Here is a 15,391-nt window from a genome sequence, read left to right as displayed (position 1 = left end):
ATCTTAATTATTTTGAATATTCTCCATATCAGCTATTTCTGAAGTTTTATCGCTTTTCCATTTCAAAGATTTTGCCAGGACTGAGTATGTTTTGAGGATCAAAAGCGCGTTTGATACTCTTCATGATTTCCAATTCTCTTTCCGTATACTGAAGTTTTAGCTCCTTTTTGCGCATAAGGCCTACTCCGTGTTCGCCGGTAATAGTTCCACCCATACTGATGGCCGCCTCGTACATCTTCCGCTTGAATTTATAAAATTCATCAGAGATTTTTCCGTCCTCATCATCAGATTTCATGATAAAGGGATGCAGATTGCCATCTCCGGCATGCGCCAGCATTGTAACCTCTGCGTCATACTCCTGCGAAAGTGATTCAATTTCACTCATAATCCTATCGAGTTCGCTCACCGGAACAGTTATATCAGGAATATCAATCAGCTCATTGTCGAGAGCCAGCACAAAATGACTTCGTATTTCCAGCAAATCTCGCTGCTCCTGCTCTGTTTCGGCGATAAGAGTGTTTAAACCCCCATAATTCTGGCTTATATTCTCTATTTCAGCAGCCCTGCTGTAAAGCTTTTCCTCATCATCCTCAGACAGTATTATCATCAGATGGCCTTCTCCAGATCTGGCCGGCCAGTCCTTGCCCAAATCTTCAGCTGATGCGATGATAGAATCCTTTTCGACATACTCAATCGCAACAGGCTTTATACCCTCTTTTAGTATAGCAGGTACTGCAGCAAAGGCTCTGCCTCTCTCCTCAAAAGGAATGATGAGAGTAGCGCCTGCTGACTTTATGGGTTTTAATTTAAGAGTCACCTCGGTTATGACCCCCAGAGTCCCTTCACTGCCGATTATAAGCTGAGTCAGATCGTAACCAGCATTATTTTTCACCAGCTTTCCGGAGCTATTTCCGAAATCGACGATCTCTCCTGTGGGCAGCACCGCTTTTAACCCGGTGATCTGATCTCTCATAATGCCATCTCTGACAGCCCTGACACCTCCGGCATTCATAACTGCCATGCCCCCCAGCTGAGCTCCTTCATCGCCGGGATGGAGAGGAAAATGCAGCTTATCATGAGATTCCATTTCCTCCAACAATTCTCCCAGTGTGACTGCTGCATCACAGGTGACGGTCAGATTGGTCTCATCTATCTCTATTCTATTGTTAAGTCGCTCGAGCACCAGAATAATGCTGGGTTCTGTGACAATTCCATTACCCGCTACAGCTGTAGCACCTCCTTTGGGGACGACGGGAACTTCCCTTTTATTGGCCACCCCCAGTATCTCAGATATTTCTTTGGCCCCTTCAGGTTTGACAACTATTGAGCCCGGTACAGGTTCGGGAGCCAGCTGATCGAAAGCATCGTTGGTATATTCACCAGCGTAGCTAAGAACTCTATCAGGATCAGTATCAACCCATCTGGGACCGACTATTTCCTCAAGCTCTTTGATCAAACTCCGGTCTTTGACAACTTCCATGTTTTAAAATTCCCCTTTTGATTATGGCTATTGAGCATCGACAATCATTAATGTAGTTTTTCAAAAAATAACATGCTTTAATCTTATCACATTTTTTGGCTGTTAACAATAAAAAGATGCTTAATTATACATATTTCATCATAATGTAGTTATTGATAAGAACCAAAATTATTAAATTCGCTATTCTGAAAAAAACTGCAAAATTTTTAACGAAAGTCCCGCTCAAAAGTGCTTAAACGCTTTAATGAGATGCGTTCTCTATCTCTATCAACCTGGAGAACTTTCACTTTTACCAGCTCCCCTGTACTGACGATATCGAAAGGGCTTTCCACATATTCTTCGGCCAGTTCGGAGATATGGATCAATCCATCTACTTTTAACCCCACATCAACAAAAGCTCCAAAATCAACAACATTGCGAACCGTTCCCCTCAGAACATCACCCTGTTCTACATCTTTCAGGTCTCTAATCCCGGTCCGAAATTCAGGTCCGGGCAGCTCATTGCGAGGATCACGGTCAGGAGCCAGAAGATCGGCAACAATCTGTTCCAGAGTATATTCTCCTGTCCCCATATCACTGGCTATCCTGGCTGGGTTCAAAACCTCCCTGTCCAGCGCTTCTTTTAATCGAGTTTTTACCTCTTCTTCCCTTTGATTCAGATCGCATATTTGAAAACCCAGCTCACCAAGCAATCTCTCGGCAGTTTCATAGGATTCAGGATGAATCGAAGTTCTTGCCAGCGGATCAGCCTCGCTGTAAATTTTCAAAAAACCTGCTGACTCTTCAAAAGTTTTCGGCCCTATTCCTTTAACGTTCAAAAGCTCTTCCCGGCGGTCAAAACTGCCCTTTTTTTCCCGATAATCACGGATGCTCTGGCTTTGAGATGAATTAAGTCCGGAAACATATGCCAGCAGAGATGGAGAAGCTGTGTTTAGATTAACTCCGACTCTGTTTACCACTTTTTCGACTGTCTCTTCCAGCTCGGACAGCAGAGCACTGCTGTCTATATCATGCTGATACAGTCCGACCCCCACGGACCGGGGGTCGATTTTTACCAGCTCCGCCAGCGGATCCTGAAGTCTGCGCGCTATCGAAATTGCACCCCGCTGTTCTGCATCCAGACCGGGAAATTCTCTGGCCGCCAGCTTAGAGGCGGAATACACAGAAGCTCCTGCTTCGCTTACCACAGTATAAGGAAGCTCTTCCTCGTTTTCTCGGTTAAATTCGTCCAGCAGTGATTCTGTTTCCCGTGAAGCTGTGCCATTGCCCAAAGCAGCGATGTCGACCTCGTATTCATCTGCGAGATATTTCAGCTTCTCTTTTGCCTCAGCCTGGCGGGATTTAGGAGAATGAGGATAAATAACATCTATATTTAAAAGATGACCTTCACCATCGATAACTGCCAGCTTACAGCCGGTGCGAAAAGCCGGATCTATACCCAGAATTATCTTTCCCGGCAGAGGACGCTGCATCAATAGGGCTTCCAGGTTTTCTGAAAATACCTCACGGGCATGGGCATGTGCTGATTCTGTAAGGCTGGATCTGACCTCACGCTCTAAAGAAGGTCCCATCAATCTTTTAAACGCATCAGCAATTATATCCTGTAAAAGCTTTTTGAGGGGAGATCCTGACTCTATTATCCTCTTCTCCATCTCCTTTATAATTTTTTGAGCCGGCGGATTTATTTTGACCCGTAAAATACCTTCTTCTTCCGCCCGGTCCAGAGCCAGCACTCTAAAATCTGGAACCTCAGCTGCCGGCTGAGAAAAATCATAATATTGTTCGTAGACTCCCTTTTCATCCAGCTTAACATCCTTAAGAGAGCTTTCTATTCTGCCCTGCTGCCAGAAAAGACGACGGGCCCGTCCTTTTAGCTCCGGATCTTTGGCTATTTGATCGGCCAGTATATCTCCAGCGCCCTCAAGAGCCTGTGGGGCATCTTCAATCTTCTCTCCAGCTTTATTCACAAATTTTTCAGCTCTGGTTTTTAGTTCCGGATATGTAAGCTTCTGTTCCCATATTATTTCTGCCAGAGGCGTCAGACCCTGTTCTGCTGCTCTATCAGCTCTGGTCCTGCGACGGGAACGATAGGGAGCATAGAGATCTTTTACTTCCTGAACGGTTTCTGCCCGATCAAGAGCTGCAGCCAGATCTTTGCTGTATTTGCCTTTATCTCTTAGCTTCTTTTTAACCTTTTCTTTTTCCTGCTCCAGGTTTTCAGCGTACTCAAGCCTGTTTTTCAATTCACGCAGCCGGGCATCATCCAGCCCTCCTGTCTTTTCCCGGCGATAGCGAGCCAGAAAAGGTATTGTTCTTCCATCATTGAAAAGTTCCATTACCGTTTTTACCTGATCAGTATCGAGTTCAAGCTCTTCAGCTATAGCTCTCCTTGAACTTTTAGATAGATCAAATCTCAAATTATCTCCATCCTCCCTATTGTTCAATCAGCTCAAATTATATCCTGCAATTCTCTCAAAAATTTGTCGTTCTGTTCGCGGCTGCTTACAGTAATTCTGATAGCATGATCATCTCCAATCACCGCGCCTGCTTTTACCAGAATATCTCTTTTTTCCAGCTCTGAGGCGATTTTTTCGCCTTTCTGAGGTGTTTTCACAAAAATAAAGTTGGCCTGAGAGGGAACACATGTAAGCCCCATCTCTTCCAGATTCCGACAGAGATAATCTTTCTCGCGCAGGTTAAATTCTCTGCTCTTATTTATATGTTCCTGATCTTCCAGCGCTGCCTGAGCAGCAGCCTGGGCAAATCTATTCAGGTTAAAAGTATCTCTTATTTTATCAAGTTCTTCTATTAGATCCGGATTGCCCAGCGCATAACCGGCTCTCACACCGGCCAGACCGTATGCCTTAGAAAAAGTTCTCAGGATAATCAGATTGGGATAATTGCCCAATTCATCGTGCCCCCGAAAATAATCTTCTCTGGTTACATACTCGTAATAGGCCTGATCAAGTACAACCGTTACTTTTTCTGGAACTGCTTTTAAAAAATCTCGGAGGCGCTTTTCTTTCTGGATTGTACCTGTGGGATTGTTGGGATCACAGATAAATATTAGGCCCGTATCCTCATTTATCTCAGCCTCGATGGCCTGAAGATCGACCCTGTAGTTATCTGTCAGCGGAACTTTCTTTCCTATCCTGCCGCGATTTTTAATATTGAACCTGTATTTGATAAAAGACGGATGAGGATAAATTATCTCTTTTTCAGCGGAAGTGTTCTGTACCAGAAGCCCGATTATTTCATCAGATCCGTTGCCTGTAAAAACTTTTTCCGGCGAAATGTCATAAAAATCTGCCAGGCTGGCTCGCAAATCATCAGAAGTCCTGCTGGGATAGCAGTCCACCAGATCGAGCTGAGATTCAAGCGCCTCTCTGGCTTTTTGCGAACAGCCCAGCGGGTTTTCATTGGAACTCAACCTTATGACCGACTCATTTTGATCAAGCTGTTTTGCAGTTGGCATCTCTTATTTACCTCCTGTTTTTTCACAAAGCGGGGTCTCGATTTTCCCATAATTATTTTCATAGACAGGATAACTGCCCAAAATTTTGAGATGGGAGGATTTTTCCTCCACGCCTGCAATAGCTCTATCTGCCTCTTCTTTATATCTGCTCCCCTCAAAATCTATAAAAAAGAGATATTCACCGAGTTCCTGGCGGGTTGGACGTGATTCAATTTTGGTCAAATTCAATTCCCTGACCGCGAATTCTTCCAGTATTTCATAAAGAATTCCCGGACGATCTTCTACAGGTATAGAGATAAGCGAGGTCTTTATGGTTTCGTCATGACCAAAATCAGGTCTATCCTCAGGTCCTATCAATATAAAACGGGTCCAGTTGGAAATATTGTCCTGCAGCTGTTCGACCAGAATTTCCAGGTCGTTATTTTCCGCAGCTCTGCGGGTGCCGATAGCCGCCGTCCTATTATCTCTTTTTTTTAGCTCACTAACTGCGGCGGCCGTGCTCGAAGTAGATTCTGTTTCGAACTCCCCCGAAATTATCCTGTTTAAATTCTGGCGGCATTGAGCCAGCGCCTGAGGATGAGAAATTATCCTCCGGATCTCGGCCGGATTCTGATCATTTTTTCCGATAAGATAATGATTTATACGCAGATTCATCTCCGCACCTATTTTTACATCGATCTCGTGAGCCAGCAGATCCAGCGTGAGATTAACAGATCCTTCCAGCGAATTCTCAATGGGAATTACTCCCCAGAGCCCATCATTTTCATCGACTTCCCGGGCCAGTTCACCTATATCCGGCCGGGGATGAAATTCGTGTTCATCGCAGCCGCCAAAATAGCGGCGGGCGGCCATATCTGTAAAAGTTCCTTCCGGTCCCAGATATAATATTTCCATGAAATTTACCTCCTAAAAAGAAGCGGCTTCCCGCAGAATATCATCCATTTTATCAAGCTCGTTTAACTGCCTTATCTCTTTCATCATTCTGGCGAATTTTTCAGGCTTAAGCGACTGCGGCCCATCTGAAAGTGCTTTTTTCGGTTCTGGATGAACCTCAACCAGCAGGCCATCGGCACCACAGGCCACAGCGGCTCTGGCCATGGGAATAACCAGTTCCCAGCGACCGGTACCGTGACTGGGATCTGCTATGACAGGCAGATGACTTTTCTCTTTGACCAGAGGTATAGAACTCAAATCCATAGTGTAGCGGGTGTCCTCGCCGAATGTTTTTATTCCTCTTTCACAGAGCATAACCCTATGATTGCCCTGTGACATAACGTATTCAGCAGCCAGAAGCCAGTCCTTTACCGGAGAAGCCATCCCCCTTTTTAGCATGACAGGCTTGTCTATTTTACCGATGGATTTAAGAAGCGAATAATTTTTCATATTGCGGGATCCGATCTGAATAATGTCGGTATATTCAGCCACCAGATCACGGTGTTCGACATCCATAAGCTCAGTTACAATCTTGAGTCCTGTCTTTTTTCTGGCCAGCTGCAGAAGTTCCAGCCCTTTCTCTCCCAGCCCCTGAAATGAATAGGGAGAAGTACGGGGTTTGAATGCTCCTCCTCTGAGAATTTCAGCTCCCGCTTTTTTAACTGCTTCCGCAGTCTGCAAAAGCTGCTCTCTATTCTCGACCGAACATGGACCTGCCATAACAGCAGGCGTTTCATCTCCAACTTTTACTCCATCTACATCGACCACGCTTCCTTCAGGTTTGAGCTTTCTAGAGGTCAGCTGATAGGGTTCCGATATCGTAATAACTTCCTCAACTGCTGGTGCTGAACTCAGCTGTTCCTGAAGATCCCGGGAATATTCATCTCTCTTCCTGTCCAGTTTAGCTATGATGATCTCGTGCTGACCGAAAGGTATTATCTCCAACTCTTCTCCTGGCAATCTTTTCCGAACTTCCAGTTTGTCCTCCCTGGTGGCATTTTTCATCTTGATGAGCATTTTAATTCCTCCTTGCTAAAAATAAATTTTGAATCAAAAAAGGCCGCCCCTTATCAGGGCGACCTTTAATAGTCGCGGTACCACCTGATTGAACTTTCCGGAAAAAGATATGAGAAGATATACTTCATCCGAAAAGTTCACTCATATGTTGGAAGCAATCACTTCCTCACCGGATAACGACGGATTACGGCCCAGCCTACTCTGCTTTCGGCCGGCAATTCCGGGGTGAAATTCGGTCTCGAGCCAGCGGCACACAATTGATGGCTGGAGACTTACTTAAGCCCCTTCGGCATTGTTGTCACCTTTGATTATATTTTTACTTAATGATGTCAGCTTATTTTTAAGATGTTGTAGAAATTATAGCAGAGCAAAAGGCCCCTGTCAAGAAAAACCTCCGAAAATTGATTAATTATTTATTTCACTTTGTCTGTCCAGTCGTATTTATCCTTTATCCGCCCTCTTTGAATGCCGGTTAAAATATCATAAATTTCGCTGGTGAGAGGTCCTACTTCTCTATCATTAATCTCCATATTCAAATCCTCCCATTGTATCCTGCCTATCGGAGCTATAACTGCAGCGGTACCTGTACCGAAAGCTTCCTGTAGATAACCATTTCGATAGGCCTGAGCCAGCTCTTCAATCTCCAGTTTTCTTTCTTCAACTTCTTCTCCCCGGTCTTCGAGAATTTTAATGACCGAATCTCTGGTTATACCGGGCAGGATGGTTCCCTCTAGCGAAGGAGTAACAATAGTATCATCTATGCGGAAGAAAACATTCATCGCTCCCACTTCTTCCACATATTTTCTTTCCCTGCCATCAAGCCACAATACTCCATCGAATCCCTCTTCTGCAGCCTGATTTTGGGCCAGAAGACTCCTGCCGTAATTACCTCCTGTTTTTGCTGCCCCTGTCCCCCCTTTGACAGAGCGAACATATTCAGTTTCCACCTTGATCTCGGTGGGTTTTAAACCTTCCGGATAGTAAGAGCCGACAGGAGAAGCTATGATGAGAAATTTATAACTATCAGAGGATTTTAATCCTAGATATTTCTCGGTGGCGACGATAAAAGGTCGAATATATAAAGATGTGCCCTCGCTGGACGGCACCCAATCACTATCAACATCGACCAGAGTTTTTACCGCTTTTATAAAAAATTCTGGATCGAGCTCGGGCATGCACATTCTGCGGTTGGAATTATTAAGTCGTTCAGCATTCTTGTCAGGACGAAAAAGCATTATCTCATCATCTTCGTTGCGATAGGCTTTCATACCCTCAAAAGTAACCTGACAATAATGACAGAAAGATGATCCCGGATCAATTTCCAGAGGTTGATAGGGTATGATTTGAGGATCATGCCAGCCTTTCCCGGACTCATATTCCATCATAAACATGTGATCAGAAAAAAGCCTGCCGAAATCCAGATCATCATCAGCCGGAATCTCTTTAGGGTCTTTTGTTTTCTCAATAGTTATCTGTTCATCGATAGTTTCTGGCAAGTTTATCACTCCATGATTTCATTATTTTTAAGAAACCAGTTCTCCCTGGTTTTCTTTTCTTTCCAGCCTGATTCCATACTCAATACTGTCAACTACAGCCCGCCAGCTTGCCTCAATGATATTGGTCGATACACCAACTGTTCCCCAGCTCCTGGTGCCATTGCCTGTTTTGATGAGAACTCTGACTTTGGCTGCTGTACCATCGCTGCCATCGATCACCCGAACCTTGTAATCTATTAGATAAAGAGATTCCAGTGAGGGATAGAACTCTATAAGAGCCTTGCGCAGAGCCTTATCGAGAGCATTTACCGGACCAACTCCTTCAGCTGCCGTATGTTTTTGTTCTCCTCGCACGCTGACTTTAATAACAGCCTCCGAAATAGGCTTTCCTTCACCTTTTTTATCGGTAAGTATTCTGACTTTTTCCAGGGTGAAAAGTCGCTGATACTCGCCGCGCATTCTATCTATAAGCAGCTTAAAAGAAGCTTCAGCCCCCTCGAAGTTATAACCCTTGTGTTCAAGTTTTTTGATTCTATCCAGGATCTCACGAGACTCTTCTCCATCTTCCAGCTCTATTCCGAGCTCTTCGGCTTTATACTGAAGATTGCTTTTTCCCGATAATTCGGATACCAGTACTCTCCTTTCATTGCCGACTATCTCCGGATCTATATGCTCATAGGTCTCGGGGTTTTTCATCACAGCGCTAACATGTATACCGCCTTTATGAGCAAAGGCACTTTCTCCTACAAAGGGATCACTGGTAGGAGGGTTTAGGTTACCAATCTCGCTGACATATCTGGCTGTGGGGGTGAGTTTGCTCAAATCTCCATCGCCCAGAACTTCATACCCTTTTTTAATCTGAAGATTGGGGATCAGATGACATAGATTGGCATTGCCGCATCTCTCACCATAACCATTAATAGAGCCCTGTACATGCCTGGCTCCTTCCTCAACTGCAGCCAGAGCATTGGCCACCGCCAGACCGGTGTCATTATGAGGATGTATTCCCGGGGGTGAAGATAAAACCTCTTTTACCTCCCGGTAAATTCTGCGAATATCGCCGGGCAAAAATCCACCATTCGTGTCACAGAGCACCACTCTATCAGCTCCCGCGTCTTCGGCGGCGCTGACAGCTTCCAGAGCATAATCGCTATCCGAATCAAATCCATCAAAAAAATGCTCGGCGTCGAATATAACTTCCAGCCCACGGGATTTGAGAAATTTGACAGAGCTGGCAATCATCTTGAGATTCTCATCAGGTGTGGTGTCCAGAGCATCTGTGACATGAAGATCCCAGCTCTTTCCGAAAATTGCCACAGCCTCTACCCCAGCATTGATCAAAGCCTCGAGGTTTCTATCCTCTTCAGGGCTGAGCCCGGGCCTTCTGGTGCTGCCGAAAGCAACCACGGTGGTGTTTTCCAGGTCCAGACTTTTCACTTTTTCGAAATACTCTATGTCTTTGGGGTTGGAACCGGGCCAGCCTCCCTCTACATAATCAAGCCCCAGCTCATCAAGTTTTTGGGTTATATGAATCTTATCCTCCGTGGAATAAGATATTCCTTCCTGCTGAGTACCATCTCGCAGGGTCGTATCAAATATTTCTATCATCTCTCTAATACCTCCTACTCAAGAATGCTGCAGATAAAGTCACCTAACTCGGAGGTTGTTAACTCTCCTTCCATATCAGCAGTAAGCTGCTGCTCCTCTAAGGCGCGGTCAACTGCCGCTCGGATTTTCGCTGCTTCTTTTTCAGCTCCCAGTTCTTCTACCATAAAAGCTGCTGCCAGCACTGCAGCCAGGGGATTGGCGATGCCTTTACCGGCTATGTCCGGGGCCGAACCATGAACTGGCTCGAACATGGAAAGACCTTCCGGATTAATATTGGCCGACACAGCCATGCCCATTCCTCCCTGCAGCTCAGCTCCCAGATCAGTGATAATATCTCCAAACATATTGGAGGTTACAACGACATCGAGTTCTTCAGGGTTTCTTACCATTTTCATGGTAAGTGCATCGACCAGCACATGGTCTTTTTTTACCTCCAGGAAATCTTCTCCTATATCCTGGAAACATCTCTGCCAGAGATCATGGGCATAACCAAGAACATTGCACTTATCACAGAGGGTCAAATTTCTTCCGCTCTCAACAGCATATTCATAGGCATACCTGATAACTCTGCTGACGCCGTGATAGGTATTCACCATTTCCTGAATAGCAACTTCTTCACAGGTTCCTTTTCTCAAAAATCCGCCGCTGTTGGCGTAAAGACCTTCAGTGTTTTCCCTCACAACAACCATATCGATATCTTCAGGAGATTTATTCTTCAAAGGAGTATATTTACTGTCCCTGAGTCTGATCGGTCTCAAATTTATATATTGATCGAAAGAAAAACGTATTTTCAAAAGAATGCCCCGCTCGAGAACTCCTGGTTTTACGCGTGGATCACCCACAGCCCCCATAAGAGCAGCATCAAATTCCCCAAGCTCATCCATGGACTCATCAGCTATTAACTCGCCTGTATCCAGATAATGATCTGCTCCCTGGGGGAATTCCTGAAAATTAAAACTTAGATCGCTGGTATGCTGAAGTTTTTCCAGCACCTTAACTCCTTCATCTAAGACTTCCGGTCCGATTCCATCACCAGGTATAAGAGCTATATCGAATTTCATTTTAACTTCCAACCTTTCGTTTAGTATAGGCTATCAAACCGCCCGCCTCAATAAGTTCCTGAATAAAAGGGGGAAAAGGATCTACCCTGTATTTTTCATCTGCTGTTATGTTATGAATGATTCCTGAATCCACATCGACCTCAACTTTATCTCCTTCTTCTATATTTTCAGCAGCCTGCCTGCTTTCCAGTATGGGAAGACCGATGTTTATAGCATTGCGATAAAATATTCGGGCAAAAGAGAAAGCTATCACACAGCTAACACCAGCACCTTTTATTGCCAGAGGAGCGTGCTCCCGGGAGCTGCCACAGCCGAAGTTTTCTCCTGCCACAAGAAGATCTCCTTTCTCCACATCCTCAGCAAAATTTTCATCCAGATCTTCCAGGCAGTGCTCTGCCAGTTCAGCTGGATCGGAAGTATTGAGATATCGAGCCGGTATTATTACATCGGTGTCTATATCGTCTCCATATTTCCATGCATTACCAGATATTCTGTCTATACTCATTACATGACCTCCTCGGGGGAAGCTATTCTGCCGGCCACAGCTGATGCTGCTGCTGCTGCCGCACCGGTCAGATAAACCCCGCTTTCAGGATGGCCCATTCTGCCCACAAAGTTTCGATTGGTAGTAGAAACAGCTCTTTCACCTTCTGCCAGAACTCCCATGTGACCACCCAGGCAGGGCCCGCAGGTGGGAGTGCTCACCGCGGCTCCAGCAGCAACCAGTGTTTCGATTATTCCTTCTTTTACTGCCTGGCGGTAGATCTCCTGAGTGCCTGGAAAAATAACTAACCTGACCCCATTAGATTTAACTTTATCCTCCAGTATACCGGCAGCTGTTCTGAGATCTTCCAGCCTGCCATTGGTACAGGATCCTATGACCACCTGATCAATAGCAATATTATCTATATCACTAATATTTCTGGTGTTTTCAGGTAGATGAGGAAAGGCCACCTGAGGTTCTATTTCCCCCACATCATAATTTATTTCCCGCTCATAATCGGCATTCTCATCGCTGTAAAAACATTCGTAATCAGCTTCAGTTCTGCCGGCAAGATAATTTTCGGTTGTGCTGTCAGGAGCTATAAGTCCGCATTTTGCTCCAGCTTCTATGGCCATATTGGATACAGTCATCCTGCCGGCCATCGACAGCGATTCTATAACTTCGCCTGTGAATTCCAGGGCTTTATATAAAGCTCCATCAACTCCTAAATCGCCTATAGTGTATAAAATCAAATCCTTGGCCTCGACCCACTCATCCAGTTCTCCCTGATAATTGATCTTAATCGTTGGAGGAACCTTAAACCAGGTCTCGCCGGCCGCCATAGCAGCAGCCATATCTGTACTGCCAATCCCGGTACCTAAAGCTCCAAAAGCCCCGTAGGTGCAGGTGTGGGAATCAGCTCCGATGACAATCTGACCGGGCAGCACCAGTCCCTTTTCGGGCAATAAGCAATGCTCTATGCCCATCTCTCCAACTTCAAAATAATTCTCTATTTCATATTTATCGGCGAAATCCCTCAGCCTCTTGCATTGTTCGGCGCTTTGAATATCCTTATTGGGAGCAAAATGATCAGGTACGAGGGCAATCTTGCTGCGATCGAAAACTTGATCAACTCCTATCTTTACAAATTCATCAATAGCCACCGGAGTGGTTATATCGTTGCCGAGGACCAGATCAACTTCGGCTTCTACTATATCTCCGGGCTCGACCTGACTGCGACCGGCATGATCGGCGAGAATTTTTTCCACCATTGTCATCGACATTTTTATGAGCTCCCTTCTCTTTCCTGCTCTGTAAGAATTCTGTTGGTAGCGTTTATATAGGCGATCGCACTGGCGTTGACGATGTCAGTGCTGACTCCCCGGCCCAGATAAACATCCTCCTCTCTCTCGTCTATGCCGCTTTTGGTCAGCTTGACAGTAACATGTCCCAGGGCGTCTTTGCCGCCGGTGATGGCATCTATTTTGAAAAGCAAAAGGCGGCAATCATGTCCGGAAACTTTATTTATCGCTTCATAGGTGGCATCTATCGGCCCCCCTTCAGAACAGGCCGATTCCAGCACCTTTTCGCCTCTGTATTCCATATGGACCGTAGTGGTAGAAATACCCATTCCGGTAGTAACCTGGAGCTTTTTAAGCTCGAGAATCTGCTCGCGCTGAACCAGCTGACCTTCAACTATAGCTTCAAGATCGAGATTGGTAATCTCTTTCTTTCTGTCGGTCAGCTCTTTAAACCTCAAAAAGGCATCATTCAGCTTTTCATCGTCAAGATCATAACCCAGCTCAGAAAGCTTTTGCCTGAAAGCGCTGCGGCCTGAATGCTTGCCCATAACGATTTTATTCTCTTCCAGACCGATCGTTTCTGCATCCATTATTTCATAGGTGGTACGTTCTTTTAAGACTCCATCCTGGTGAATTCCTGCTTCATGAGCAAAGGCATTTTCGCCGACAACAGCTTTATTGGGCTGAACTTCCATGCCGGTTAAATTGCTGACCAGACGGCTTGTACGGTGAACCTCCTGCAGATTTAAGGAATGATCTTTATCGTAATAATCCCTGCGGGTATGAAGAGCTAAAGCAATCTCCTCCAGGGCAGCATTGCCAGCCCGCTCACCAATACCATTAACCGCACATTCAATCTGAACAGCTCCTTCTTCCACGGCAGCCAGAGAGTTGGCAACTCCCAGCCCCAGATCATCATGGCAGTGAATGCTCATATCTGCCTCGGAAATATTACTGACGTTTTCGCGTATATACGCTACCAGCCCTCCAAATTCATGGGGGACAGAATAACCGACAGTATCGGGTATGTTGACTGTGGTAGCTCCCGCTTCGATAACTGCTTCAAAAAGCTCACAGAGAAAATCCCTGTCGCTGCGGACTGCATCTTCAGCTGAAAACTCCACATCGTCAGTATAACTTTTTGCTCTTTCTACAGCTCTGACGGATTCTTCCAGCACCTCTTCCGGTGATTTGCGCAGTTTATGTTCCATATGGATCTGAGAGGTAGCGATGAAGGTATGAATTCTGGGCCTGGAAGCAGGCTTTATCGCCTCCCAGGCTCTATCGATATCCTCCTTTTTAGTCCGGGCCAATCCGGCTATTATCGGGCCCGAGACTTCCTCAGCTATTTTATTAACAGCACGAAAATCTCCTTCAGAAGAAATGGGAAAGCCGGCTTCTATAACGTCTACATTCAAAGCAGCCAGCTGCTCGGCTATCCTAAGCTTATCCTTAATATTGAGATTAACTCCCGGAGACTGCTCGCCATCGCGGAGAGTGGTATCGAAAAATTTTACAGTCATAGGTCAATCACCCTGCCATTCCATCATGCTGCGAAGCTTTCTGCCAACTTTTTCGATCTGATGATCTCTTTGATTTTCCCGGCGCTGAATGTAAGAGGGGCGGCCAACTCTATTTTCCAAAAGCCAGCGCTTGGCAAACTCGCCGTTTTGTACATCTTCCAGCAGATTCTCCATAGCCTCACGGGACTTTTCGTTTATGATATCTTCACCGGCCACCAGATCTCCGTATTCAGCAGTATCTGAAATTGATTCTCTCATGCCTGTTATACCCTGCTCATAAATAAGGTCAACGATAAGCTTTAATTCGTTGAGACATTCAAAATAGGCAATCTCCGGACTATAGCCATTATCGACCAGAGTTTCAAAGCCAGCTCTGATCAATTCTGTCACTCCTCCGCAGAGCACTGCCTGTTCTCCAAAAAGGTCGGATTCAGTCTCTTCAGCAAAGGTCGTCTTTAACACCCCGGCCCTGGTGCTGCCTATACCTTTAGCCTGAGCCAGAGCCAGATCACGGGCCTGACCGGTGCTGTCCTGAAAAACAGCTATCAAAGCCGGAACTCCCTGGTCATCCTCAAAAACTCTGCGCAGCAGATGTCCGGGAGCTTTTGGAGCCACCATGTAAACGTCTACATCTTCAGGCGGCACGATCTGACGGTAATGAATGTTAAATCCATGGGAAAAAACCAGAGCGTTACCGCTCTCAAGATTGTCGGCTATCTTCTCCTCATAGACCTGCTTCTGAACTGTATCCGGAAGCAGGATCTGTACAATGTCGGCAGCCTCTGCCGCCTCTGCTATAGGCCGAGGATCAAATCCATCCTCATCGGCCTGCTGATAACTTTCACCACCCTGTCGTAAACCCACTATTACATCGACTCCGGAATCACAGAGGTTTTGAGCCTGAGCATGTCCCTGGCTTCCATAACCAATAATTGCTACTTTGCGTTCGGAAAGAAGATTAAGATCGGCATCCTCATTATAAAACACTTTCGTCATTATATTACTAACCCCCT

The 15,391-nt window shown here is 45.6% G+C and carries 12 protein-coding genes; all 12 read right to left on the bottom strand.

Features of this window, described 5'->3' with window-relative positions; genetic code table 11:
* Positions 1-46: 46 nt before the first annotated feature.
* The gene (locus BLT15_RS09600) at positions 47-1,480 is read right to left on the bottom strand and encodes an FAD-binding oxidoreductase (RefSeq protein ID WP_089761095.1); all 1,434 of its coding nucleotides are present in this window, start codon (positions 1,478-1,480) and stop codon (positions 47-49) included.
* A 206-nt stretch (positions 1,481-1,686) separates the two neighbouring features.
* A complete protein-coding gene (locus tag BLT15_RS09595) occupies positions 1,687-3,897 on the bottom strand; it encodes a helix-hairpin-helix domain-containing protein (protein WP_234985585.1) in 2,211 nt (736 codons plus the stop codon).
* Positions 3,898-3,929: 32 nt separating this feature from the next.
* The gene (gene hisC, locus BLT15_RS09590; RefSeq protein WP_089761093.1) at positions 3,930-4,955 is read right to left on the bottom strand and encodes a histidinol-phosphate transaminase; all 1,026 of its coding nucleotides are present in this window, start codon (positions 4,953-4,955) and stop codon (positions 3,930-3,932) included.
* Positions 4,956-4,958: 3 nt separating this feature from the next.
* Positions 4,959-5,849, bottom strand: a complete 891-nt coding sequence (pheA, locus tag BLT15_RS09585; protein ID WP_089761091.1) for a prephenate dehydratase — start codon at positions 5,847-5,849, stop codon at positions 4,959-4,961.
* 12 nt (positions 5,850-5,861) lie between these two features.
* Positions 5,862-6,905, bottom strand: coding sequence for a 3-deoxy-7-phosphoheptulonate synthase (gene aroF, locus BLT15_RS09580; protein WP_089761089.1), 1,044 nt, complete (start codon positions 6,903-6,905; stop codon positions 5,862-5,864).
* 413 nt (positions 6,906-7,318) lie between these two features.
* Positions 7,319-8,389 carry a branched-chain amino acid aminotransferase gene (locus BLT15_RS09575; protein ID WP_089761125.1) on the bottom strand — a complete coding sequence of 357 codons (1,071 nt, stop codon included), beginning with the start codon at positions 8,387-8,389 and terminating at the stop codon, positions 7,319-7,321.
* A gap of 39 nt (positions 8,390-8,428) precedes the next feature.
* A complete protein-coding gene (gene cimA / locus BLT15_RS09570; RefSeq protein WP_200769739.1) occupies positions 8,429-10,009 on the bottom strand; it encodes a citramalate synthase in 1,581 nt (526 codons plus the stop codon).
* 14 nt (positions 10,010-10,023) lie between these two features.
* Positions 10,024-11,070 carry a 3-isopropylmalate dehydrogenase gene (locus BLT15_RS09565; protein ID WP_089761085.1) on the bottom strand — a complete coding sequence of 349 codons (1,047 nt, stop codon included), beginning with the start codon at positions 11,068-11,070 and terminating at the stop codon, positions 10,024-10,026.
* 1 nt (position 11,071) lies between these two features.
* Positions 11,072-11,575: a 3-isopropylmalate dehydratase small subunit gene (leuD, locus tag BLT15_RS09560; protein WP_089761083.1), complete on the bottom strand. Its 504-nt coding sequence runs from the start codon at positions 11,573-11,575 to the stop codon at positions 11,072-11,074.
* Positions 11,575-12,837: a 3-isopropylmalate dehydratase large subunit gene (gene leuC / locus BLT15_RS09555; RefSeq protein ID WP_089761081.1), complete on the bottom strand. Its 1,263-nt coding sequence runs from the start codon at positions 12,835-12,837 to the stop codon at positions 11,575-11,577. Before leuC ends, leuD begins: the two co-directional genes overlap by 1 nt.
* Positions 12,838-12,839: 2 nt before the next feature.
* Complete coding sequence (locus tag BLT15_RS09550; RefSeq protein WP_089761079.1) at positions 12,840-14,378, bottom strand: 2-isopropylmalate synthase; 1,539 nt, start codon at positions 14,376-14,378, stop codon at positions 12,840-12,842.
* Between the two features lie 3 nt (positions 14,379-14,381).
* Positions 14,382-15,374 carry a ketol-acid reductoisomerase gene (gene ilvC / locus BLT15_RS09545; protein WP_089761077.1) on the bottom strand — a complete coding sequence of 331 codons (993 nt, stop codon included), beginning with the start codon at positions 15,372-15,374 and terminating at the stop codon, positions 14,382-14,384.
* Positions 15,375-15,391 lie beyond the last annotated feature (17 nt).

Source organism: Halarsenatibacter silvermanii (genome assembly GCF_900103135.1).
In the GTDB taxonomy this organism is placed as follows: domain Bacteria; phylum Bacillota; class Halanaerobiia; order Halanaerobiales; family Halarsenatibacteraceae; genus Halarsenatibacter; species Halarsenatibacter silvermanii.
The sequence above is the reverse complement of the archived record's forward strand: the minus strand, read 5'-3'. Positions and strand labels throughout refer to the sequence as shown.

Excerpts from the sequence above, each read along its gene's own strand:
- ilvC (WP_089761077.1), bottom strand. The coding sequence starts at position 15,374 with ATGACGAAAGTGTTTTATAATGAGGATGCCGATCTTAATCTTCTTTCC.
- hisC (WP_089761093.1), bottom strand. The coding sequence starts at position 4,955 with ATGCCAACTGCAAAACAGCTTGATCAAAATGAGTCGGTCATAAGGTTG.
- aroF (WP_089761089.1), bottom strand. The coding sequence starts at position 6,905 with ATGCTCATCAAGATGAAAAATGCCACCAGGGAGGACAAACTGGAAGTT.
- pheA (WP_089761091.1), bottom strand. The coding sequence starts at position 5,849 with ATGGAAATATTATATCTGGGACCGGAAGGAACTTTTACAGATATGGCC.
- BLT15_RS09565 (WP_089761085.1), bottom strand. The coding sequence starts at position 11,070 with ATGAAATTCGATATAGCTCTTATACCTGGTGATGGAATCGGACCGGAA.
- leuC (WP_089761081.1), bottom strand. The coding sequence starts at position 12,837 with ATGTCGATGACAATGGTGGAAAAAATTCTCGCCGATCATGCCGGTCGC.
- BLT15_RS09550 (WP_089761079.1), bottom strand. The coding sequence starts at position 14,378 with ATGACTGTAAAATTTTTCGATACCACTCTCCGCGATGGCGAGCAGTCT.
- cimA (WP_200769739.1), bottom strand. The coding sequence starts at position 10,009 with ATGATAGAAATATTTGATACGACCCTGCGAGATGGTACTCAGCAGGAA.
- BLT15_RS09600 (WP_089761095.1), bottom strand. The coding sequence starts at position 1,480 with ATGGAAGTTGTCAAAGACCGGAGTTTGATCAAAGAGCTTGAGGAAATA.
- leuD (WP_089761083.1), bottom strand. The coding sequence starts at position 11,575 with ATGAGTATAGACAGAATATCTGGTAATGCATGGAAATATGGAGACGAT.